Source organism: Bacteroidia bacterium (genome assembly GCA_025056095.1).
Taxonomy (GTDB): domain Bacteria; phylum Bacteroidota; class Bacteroidia; order JANWVE01; family JANWVE01; genus JANWVE01.
The window spans coordinates 1-9,091 of sequence record JANWVW010000111.1; the positions used below are offsets into that span (position 1 = coordinate 1).

Genomic DNA, 9,091 nt, shown 5'->3' on the forward strand with positions numbered 1-9,091 from the left:
GCGCTTCGCTTCGGTACTTCGCTAACGCTTCGTACTGCCCTGACGGGCATGCTCCATGCCCCTCACGCAGATGACCTTTATAGTTATGTCTTTACCTTGTTTAAGCTTGAAGTACAATTCCTTACAAGCTAAAACTTGGTATATGAAACATAGAAACGATGGATTCAGAGATCCTTTGCGTGAGGCATGCGGAGGGTGGGCGTTAGCCCAGTGCGTAGCGAAGCGCAGCACCGAAGCGAAAGCGTAGCCCGTAGCACGCCGACCTTGTGGGCTTTTGCCCACAAGGGCACGCCCAAAAAATAATCCATACAAACAAAAAAGATTATTTACGTCCATAATTGCCGCAAATGACAATACAAAATACAGCTAATTTAGCTATCTTTGGAAATGGTCTACATGCGTTTAAGCGAGCAAGAAGTTTTAACCTGCTTACGTTGTTTACCTGGTTGGGTATACAACTCTACTATTCCTGCCATTGAAAAAGAGTTTGTATTTGATAGTTTTCTAAACGCCATACAATTTATTTCAAAAGCAAGCCATTTTATAGACCTTCTCAATCATCACCCTGAATGGAAGAACGTGTACAATAAGGTTCAAGTAGTGCTATATACGCATGATATACAGGGCATCAGTACTTTGGATATTCAGCTTGCGCACTATTTGGAAAGTGTTTATCGCACACTATGAAAAATCCACTATCTATTTTACAACAGTATTGGAAGTATGATGCATTTAGACCTTTACAAGCTGAAATTGTACAATCAGTTTTAGAAAAATACGACACTTTGGCTATTTTACCGACAGGCGGAGGAAAGTCTATCTGCTACCAAGTGCCAATATTATGCTTGGAGGGCATAGGTTTAGTCATAAGCCCGTTAATTGCGCTTATTCAAGACCAAGTAGAGCAACTGCTACGAAGAAATATTCCTGCCACAGCTATTCACAGTGGCTTAACTCAAATAGAAATAGACACTATTTTGAGAGAATGTCAAGAGGGAAAGTATCGGTTCTTATACTGTTCGCCCGAACGTTTGCAGAGCGCAAAGTTTATTGAGAAGTTAAAATACTTACCTGTATCTGTAATTGCAGTAGATGAAGCCCATTGTATTAGCCATTGGGGCTATGATTTTAGACCATCTTATCTCAAAATTGCAAGTATTCGCCCTTATTTTCCCTACACTCCTGTCATTGCCCTGACCGCATCTGCTACCCCAAAAGTACAACAGGATATTATTGAAAAATTACTTTTCAAACCAAATTATAAGCATTTTCAAAAAAGTTTTGCTCGAGAAAATTTGCGATACGTAGTACTGCAAGAAGATAACAAATTGGATAAAATGTTAGAAATTATTCAGAAAATAAGGGGAACGGGAATTGTTTATGGGCGCACGCGAAAAGAAGTAGAAGAGGTATTCAAAATGCTTAAAGATGCAAATTTATCTGTAACGTATTACCACGCAGGTTTGTCTGTAGCCCAAAGAGAAAAAACTCAACAAGAATGGATAAAGGGAGAAAAGAAAATTATTGTAGCCACAAATGCCTTTGGTATGGGCATAGACAAACCTGATGTGCGATACGTTATACATTATTCTCCTCCTTCGGATATGGAAGCTTATTATCAAGAAGCAGGGCGGGCAGGGCGCGATGGACTTATTTCTTACGCCGTTATCTTATATCGTAACAATGATATAGATGTTCTCAAAAAATGGCTTGCTTCTCGGTTTCCTGATGTGGCAACAATTAAACAAGCTTATCAAGATATAAATGTATTCTACCAAGTTCCTTACCACGAATATCCCCCAAACGAACAAGTTATTTTAGATATTGAAGCCATTACGCAAAAGTTTAGTCAATATACTGTTCCTGTACTTTACGAAATTATTAAGCAGTTAGAAGCTGAAGGCTATTTTAGTTACGTAGAAAAGGAATTGATTTACTCAAAAGTTGCTTTCTTACATACATTAGAAGACATTTATGCTTTCATGATACACCATCCTAAATATGACGCTTTACTTAAAACGCTATTTAGATTGTTAGGCGGAACCGCGCTAGAAGGTAGACAACAAATAATTGAAGAGCGAAAAATAGCCCAGCTCTCTAAGCTAAGTTTAGAAACAGTGTATTTACAGCTTAACGAGCTGCAAAAGCTTAACATAATAGAGTACATAAGAGCTACAGACAAGCCCTTGCTCAAATGGTTGTTGCCCCGCGTTCCACCGCAAGATTTCACTATCAATGCCGAAAGTTATCAAAATCGTAAAAAATGGTATTTTGAAAAATTAGAAGCTATGCTCAACTACGTTCAAAACACTACATTGTGCCGAATGGAATATATCTCCCAATACTTTGGTGAAAAAAATACTAAGCCTTGTGGCAAGTGCGATATATGTGTAGGTAGACATAAAAAAACCCTCAATCAGGATATATTTGATAAAATCAAGTTAGAAATTATGCTTTTAGTATCACAGCGGCCTATTTTTTATGAAGAAATACTTAAAACTGTTACAACAGGTAATCCGCAGCAAAGAGAGCAGGTACTACGTTATTTGATAGATAATCAAGAAGTAAAGTTGTTACCTGACCTAAAAGTAACCTTGTAAAAGCAGAGTTATGCACAATAAAATAGATAAAGTTCGTAGCTTTGCCTGCTATGCCGACTAAATCCAGTAATGTAGTGGCTATTATAGGTAGACCTAACGTAGGTAAATCCACTTTATTTAATAGATTGATTGAGAAAAGAGAAGCCATCGTAGCAGATGTTAGCGGCATAACCAGAGATAGACACTACGGAACAGTAATATGGAACGGTAAAACTTTTACTGTTATAGACACAGGTGGATATGTACCCCAATCCGAAGACATTTTTGAAAAAGCTATTGCTGAACAAGTGGAAATTGCTATGCAAGAAGCAGAAATACTGCTCTTTGTTGTAGATGCCCGAGAAGGTTTAACCCCCTTAGATGAGCTTTTTGCAGATATTGTCCGCAAACAAAAACGTAAAGTACTCTTAGTTGCCAATAAAGTAGATAATTACCACTTACAAGCACACGCCGCAGAGTTCTACGCCCTTAATCTGACCGATGAGATATTTAATATTTCTGCTATTAGTGGAAGTGGGACAGGCGAGCTTTTAGATAGAATTACTCAACTTTTACCCAAAGAGCATACCCAAGTTCCAGAAGAAAATACTCCACGAATTGCCTTTGTAGGGCGCCCTAATGTTGGAAAATCTTCTTTGGTCAACACGTTGTTGGGAGAAAACAGAAGCATTGTTACGCCCATAGCGGGCACCACGCGCGATAGTATAGATACACACTATACTGCTTTTGGATATGATGTCATTTTGGTAGATACCGCAGGACTTCGTAAAAGGGCAAAAGTAAAAGAAAACATAGAATTTTATTCCACTGTTCGAACTATAAAAGCTATTCAAGAATGCGATGTTGCAGTTTTAGTGTTAGACGCCACACAAGGATTAGAAGCACAAGATTTACACATTCTTGACCTGATTGATAAAAACCGAAAAGGTAAAGTAATTGCAGTTAATAAGTGGGATTTATATCCTGAAAAAAATGCAAATACTCACATCCACTATACAAAACATATTGAGCAAAAAATTTTACCGCTATCGCATATTCCTATTCTATATACCTCTGCGGTTACTAAGCAACGAGTTCTCAAAATATTAGAAACTGCAGTGCATGTATATCATGAACAAAGAAAGCACATTCCTACTCATGAGCTCAATGAGTTTTTGCAAGAGATCACTGAACATTATCCCCCTCCTTCTATTAAAGGGAAATCCATCAAAATAAAATATGTAACCCAAGTCAATGATGCCAAAAATCCCACTTTTTTATTCTTTTGTAATTTACCACAATATATTCAAGAACCTTACAAAAGGTACATACAAAACAAGCTACACGAACGGTATGGATTTGTAGGGTGTAGTATGGTTCTAGCTTTCAAAAAAAAATAAAATCAGCAAATGTGCTGAAACATTTTATTATGCATGTTGACTAATTCTGCAAATATTCATAATTTTGTGTAAGTTTTAATTTCATCAGTCCTATGAAAGCGAAAAAGTTTTTGGTTTTGCTTTTTGCTTTCGGCTGCATTTTAGCTATTGGGCAAAATGCAAGCATGCAAAATCACTTAGCCCAATCAGACCGATTGTTCTTTATAGAGAACAAAGGTCAATGGCATCCTGATGTGTTGTATTTATGTCGCATGGGCGGGCTAGATGCCTGGGTAACCAAGTATGGTATGAATTACACTTTTTACAAAGTGGAAAGCCGTAGAGAAAATTCACCCTTCAGAATTCATTCTAACAAGCTTTTGCGCAAACATAAACCCGAAAATGAAATTATCGGACACAGAGTTTTACTCGAACTCAAAAACTACAATCCTAACTCACTACGCGAAGGCAAACAACAACAGTATGAATACTACAACTACTTTATTGGAAATGACGAAACAAAACATGCCACTTATGTAGGTCTGTACAAAGAAGCACTTGTCAAAAATGTATATAACGGTATTGACCTTCGCTATTATTTTGACAACGGTAAACTCCGCTATGACTTTGTTGTACATCCTTATGCAGATGTTTCACAAATACAATTTACTCTTCGCGGTCAAGATAGAGCGTATGTTAAAAACGGCAACCAACTATGCTTTACCACTCGTTTTGGAGAAGTAGCTTTGGCAGACTTACACACTTATCAAGGAGATAGGACAATAGAAAGTCGCTTCGTACAGAACGGAGACACATGGCAAATTGCCTTAGGCAGTTATGACAAAAGCAAAACCTTGATTATTGACCCATTAGTATATTCTACCTATATCGGTGGAAGTCAGTCAGAATATTGCTTCAACATGGTACTTGATAATAGTGGTAATGCTTACCTTACTGGTAGTACAGACTCTCCCAACTATGACGTTACTCCTGGTGCATTCCAGACCATCAATGCTGGAGGTCAAGACGTTTTTGTTACCAAACTTAATAGCACTGGGACAGCTTTAGTATTTTCTACATACATTGGTGGCTCGAACAATGATTACGCAAGGGATATTTTTGTAGATAATGGCGGAAATGTTTATGTAGTAGGGGGTACTTCTTCAGCAGACTACGACATTACGGGAAGTACTTTTCAGACTACTCTTGATGGTTACACAGACGCGTTTGTTACTAAATTAAACCCAACAGGCACAGCTTTATTATACTCTACTTATCTTGGCGGTGGAGATTACGAAGATGCCACAGGTATAGCCGTAGATAACGCAGGTAATGTATACATTACAGGACATACCGCTTCAACAAACTATGACATTTCCCCAGGTGCATTTCAAACAACAAATGGTGGTGAGATAGATGTGTTTGTTACAAAATTAAACAACTTAGGTAATTCATTACTCTATTCCACTTACATAGGAGGCGATAGTGCAGAAGTATTTCCAGACATAGCTATAGACGCAAGCGGTAATGCGTATATAACTGGATGGACAGGTTCCCCCAACTTTGACGTAACCTCTGGAGCGTTTCAAACCTCAATTGGGGGCGAATTTGATGGTTTCGTAACCAAAATTAACCCCACAGGTACGGCACTTGTTTTCTCTACTTTCATAGGCGGTAGCAGTGAAGACATTCCGCAAAGAATATTAGTAGATAACAGTGGGAATGTATACATAGCAGGCTATACACTATCATCAAACTATGATGTTACTTCAGGCGTATTCCAGAACACAAGTGGAGGCTCTTATGATGTGTTTGTTACTAAGTTCAATCCATCAGGGGCAACGCTTGCCTTCTCTACCTACTTAGGTGGAGCAGGAGATGACGGGGCTTTTGCCTTAGCTCTTGATGCTGCTGGAAACGTAATCATAGCAGGTATTACCAATTCAACAGATTATGATATTACTTCTGGTGCTTATCAATCTACCAAGAAAGACGCGGAAGATGCCTTTGTCAGCAAACTTAACTCAAATGGTACAGTTTTAATGTACTCTTCCTATCTCGGCGGAGATAGCACTGACTTTGCATACGGCGTTGCCGTAGATGGTTCTCATGTATATTTAGCAGGATCTACAAATTCAACTAACTACCCTACCACAACAGGTGCTTTTCAGACTACTAACGCAGGTTGGGATGACATTTTTGTAACAAAAATGAACATCTCTTCTACGTATATCAATAGCACAAGTCTTAATCCAAGAGAGTACTTTGACTTGTATCCTAATCCTGTTGAGTATACGCTATTTATAGAAAACTTTACTAACACCTCCCAAGAGTATGAAATTACAGACGTTTCAGGAAAGGTATTAGCAGTTTATGTTCTGCCACAAGGTAAAAATAGCATCAGCATCAATTTACCCAAAGGTAACTATTGGATAAGAGAAAGAAAACACAATGTAACACAATCATTTGTAGTAAATTAGAATAGGTAGTAATCAAACAAGCGAGGAAAGCGGTCTTATGATTAAAGACCGCTTTCATTTTTAATGAGCAGGGATTAAGTTTTTAATTTTTTTGGGCGTGTCCTTGCCCATACTTCGCTGCGCTTGTATGGGCAAGGTCGGCGTGCTACGGGCTACGCTCACGCTTCGGTGCTACGCTGCGCTACGCACTGGGCTAACGCCCACCCTCCGCATGCCTCACGCAGATAACTTTGCCATAAGATTAAGTCCCTTTATGCCCAATTTAAACTTGTAGATAACTGAAAAATAAGTATCAAACAAGGTAAAGCAAAACGATGCTTAAAAACAAAAAAACAAAGTAGAGCCTCAAAATCCAGGGTTAAATGCGTGAGGGATACGCAGCATGCCGTTAGGCAGTGCGAAGCGTTAGCGCAGCACCGAAGCGAAAGCGTAGTGCGCAGTAGCCCGACCCGAGCGCAGCGAGGGACACGCCCAAAAATAAATCTACGTTACAAAGAATTATCTATTTGACTTGTTCTACTTTACTGATAACCTAATCTTTGTAACTGTTGTCTAATTAAAGTACAGACTCTGTTTTCTGCTTCAAAGGTAAGTAAGGTTTGCACGGTAAAAACAAGAGGATTATGAACTTGAAATGTGTTTCCTTCGGTAGCCAATTGGGCAGATATATTCAATCCGTAAACCGATAATTCTATGCTGTATATTTTCTCTTGACTTGGTTTTACCTCAACATATTGAGTAACCTTTGGGACTTTACCATCAAGATACAAATAAGCCGCAGGCGCTACACTTTCTATGGCAGTAATAATAGCATCATAATCTGGGGGAGTAGTAACAGTAAGTGAAAAAGTGTTAGTACGGGTATAAGGAGCATTAGAGGATGCTTTTGGAATAGCCAACAGTCTTTTTTTAGCAGTTTGATGAGCAGGGTCATCGGGACTAAGTCCCTTGATATCGGGTTGTTTAGAGGATTCCTCATTTTGAGTAGTTGACGTTTTATCTTGTTCTTTATTCAGGAGTTCCAGAGCTTGTTTAGCACGTTCATCCTTAGATTTTTCCCAGTATGCTCGGGCATTTGCCTTGTCATTGAGAAAAAGATAGCATTGTCCAAGCCAGAAGTAATCTTCGGAGGGGTTGTAATTAGGATTATTGGCATTCAGTGCGATGATTTTTTCTAAGTCTGTTTTAGTAATTGCGTATTGTTTTAAGTTGTAGCTCAAAATAACCCTTTGCCGATACATTTCAGGATTAGTTTCATCAGGTTTTTTATCGAAATACGTGTTCATGTCTGAGAGGGCATGTTCAAATTTTTGCAATCCAATGTAAGCTGCTGCCCTTTCCCAGTAGAGTGCAGGATTTTCGTTTTCTTGAATAGCTTGGGTATAAAATTGAACAGCTTGTTCAAACTGGTTGGATTGTGCCGCTTGGCGGGCTTGTTCTAAAAAGGTACTCATTATGCAAATATAACAAAAACTTAGAACTATTTTGAAAGATACAAAGTTTTTATACTATATTTGTAGCAATTCTACAAGTCAACTCTGTATGTCTGCTAAGAAGTATTTCCAAGATATAAAATTAGGTATATCCACTACATTGGGTGGTATGAGGGCTACTATACGCCATTTTTTTATTGGTGCTAGGCGTAGACGCGTTCCCATGGGAATAGACAATCCTGATTATTTTAAGCAACCTGACGGTTTAGTAACTATACACTATCCTAAAGAGAAAGTTCCTGTACCCGATACAGGCAGATATAGACTACATAACGAAATTGATGATTGTATTGGTTGCAAAGCCTGCGCTCGAGATTGTCCCGTGAATTGTATTACTATCGAAACTATTTCTGCAGTAGAGGACTTAGGCACCACTTCCGATGGCACAAAGAAAAAACTTTGGCTTGCTGTGTATGACATTGACATGGCAAAATGCTGCTATTGTGGATTATGTACTGCTGCATGCCCCACAGAATGCTTGACAATGACCAAAGTATACGACTTCGCCGAATATGACCGAGATAACTTACTCTATCACTTCGGAAATCTGACCCCGCAGCAAGCCGCAGAAAAACGAAAACAATTGGAAGAGTCTAAGAAAAATAAAAATGCCGTCAAAGCAGAGAGCAGCACCACCGTAGTGGAAGAGAAAAAACAAGAAACACCCACTACACAAGCACCAGGAGGTAGAAAAAAACCTATTATGAAGCGATAGCTTCACAGCAAACAAAATAAAATAAAATCCCTTTCTAAAAACGTAGAAAGGGTTTTTTTGTTTTGTGGGTTCTCAGGGGATCGAACCCTGGACCTACGGATTATGAGTCCGTTGCTCTAACCGACTGAGCTAAGAACCCGCTATCTTGCCTAATTTGAAATGGATTGCAAAATTAGATAACCTTTTGATAAAATCCAAATTTATATCAGAATAAATAACAAGAGGATTTTTTATAGACAGGAAAAAGAATTCTTTTATTGCATACAGTAAAAAATGTATAGAGGTTTTTTTATATTTTTATTTTTGGGCGTGTCCCTCGCTGCGCTCGGGTCGGGCTACTGCGCACTACGCTATCGCTTCGGTGCTGCGCTAACGCTCCGCACTGCCTAACGGCATGCTGCGTATCCCTCACGCAGCGGTCTTTGAATGTTTTACCTTGTTTTCA

The 9,091-nt window shown here is 38.8% G+C and carries 9 protein-coding genes and 1 tRNA gene; 6 read left to right on the top strand and 4 right to left on the bottom strand.

The window, feature by feature from the left end:
- Positions 1–21: 21 nt before the first annotated feature.
- A complete protein-coding gene (locus NZ519_08900; GenBank protein MCS7028871.1) occupies positions 22–336 on the bottom strand; it encodes a hypothetical protein in 315 nt (104 codons plus the stop codon).
- A gap of 60 nt (positions 337–396) precedes the next feature.
- Between NZ519_08900 and NZ519_08905 the strand changes: the two genes are divergently transcribed.
- The 5 genes from NZ519_08905 to NZ519_08925 all read left to right on the top strand — a co-directional run bounded on the left by NZ519_08905 (position 397) and on the right by NZ519_08925 (position 6,948).
- Entirely contained in the window at positions 397–687 is a 291-nt protein-coding gene (locus NZ519_08905) for a 4a-hydroxytetrahydrobiopterin dehydratase (protein ID MCS7028872.1), read from the top strand.
- On the top strand, positions 684–2,600 hold the full coding sequence (locus NZ519_08910) for a RecQ family ATP-dependent DNA helicase (protein MCS7028873.1): 1,917 nt from the start codon (positions 684–686) through the stop codon (positions 2,598–2,600). Before NZ519_08905 ends, NZ519_08910 begins: the two co-directional genes overlap by 4 nt.
- Before the next feature lie 50 nt (positions 2,601–2,650).
- Positions 2,651–3,979 carry a ribosome biogenesis GTPase Der gene (gene der, locus NZ519_08915; GenBank protein ID MCS7028874.1) on the top strand — a complete coding sequence of 443 codons (1,329 nt, stop codon included), beginning with the start codon at positions 2,651–2,653 and terminating at the stop codon, positions 3,977–3,979.
- A gap of 92 nt (positions 3,980–4,071) precedes the next feature.
- Positions 4,072–6,438, top strand: a complete 2,367-nt coding sequence (locus NZ519_08920; protein ID MCS7028875.1) for an SBBP repeat-containing protein — start codon at positions 4,072–4,074, stop codon at positions 6,436–6,438.
- A gap of 366 nt (positions 6,439–6,804) precedes the next feature.
- Complete coding sequence (locus NZ519_08925) at positions 6,805–6,948, top strand: hypothetical protein (GenBank protein MCS7028876.1); 144 nt, start codon at positions 6,805–6,807, stop codon at positions 6,946–6,948.
- Positions 6,949–6,959: 11 nt separating this feature from the next.
- Here the strand turns inward: NZ519_08925 and NZ519_08930 are convergent, their stop codons facing one another.
- Complete coding sequence (locus NZ519_08930; GenBank protein MCS7028877.1) at positions 6,960–7,892, bottom strand: hypothetical protein; 933 nt, start codon at positions 7,890–7,892, stop codon at positions 6,960–6,962.
- An 88-nt stretch (positions 7,893–7,980) separates the two neighbouring features.
- Here NZ519_08930 and NZ519_08935 point away from each other — a divergent pair, with 88 nt between their 5' ends.
- Positions 7,981–8,646, top strand: coding sequence for a 4Fe-4S dicluster domain-containing protein (locus NZ519_08935; protein ID MCS7028878.1), 666 nt, complete (start codon positions 7,981–7,983; stop codon positions 8,644–8,646).
- 65 nt (positions 8,647–8,711) lie between these two features.
- Here NZ519_08935 and NZ519_08940 read toward each other — a convergent pair.
- Positions 8,712–8,785, bottom strand: a tRNA-Ile gene (locus NZ519_08940).
- A 150-nt stretch (positions 8,786–8,935) separates the two neighbouring features.
- Positions 8,936–9,058 carry a hypothetical protein gene (locus NZ519_08945; GenBank protein MCS7028879.1) on the bottom strand — a complete coding sequence of 41 codons (123 nt, stop codon included), beginning with the start codon at positions 9,056–9,058 and terminating at the stop codon, positions 8,936–8,938.
- Positions 9,059–9,091: the final 33 nt, after the last annotated feature.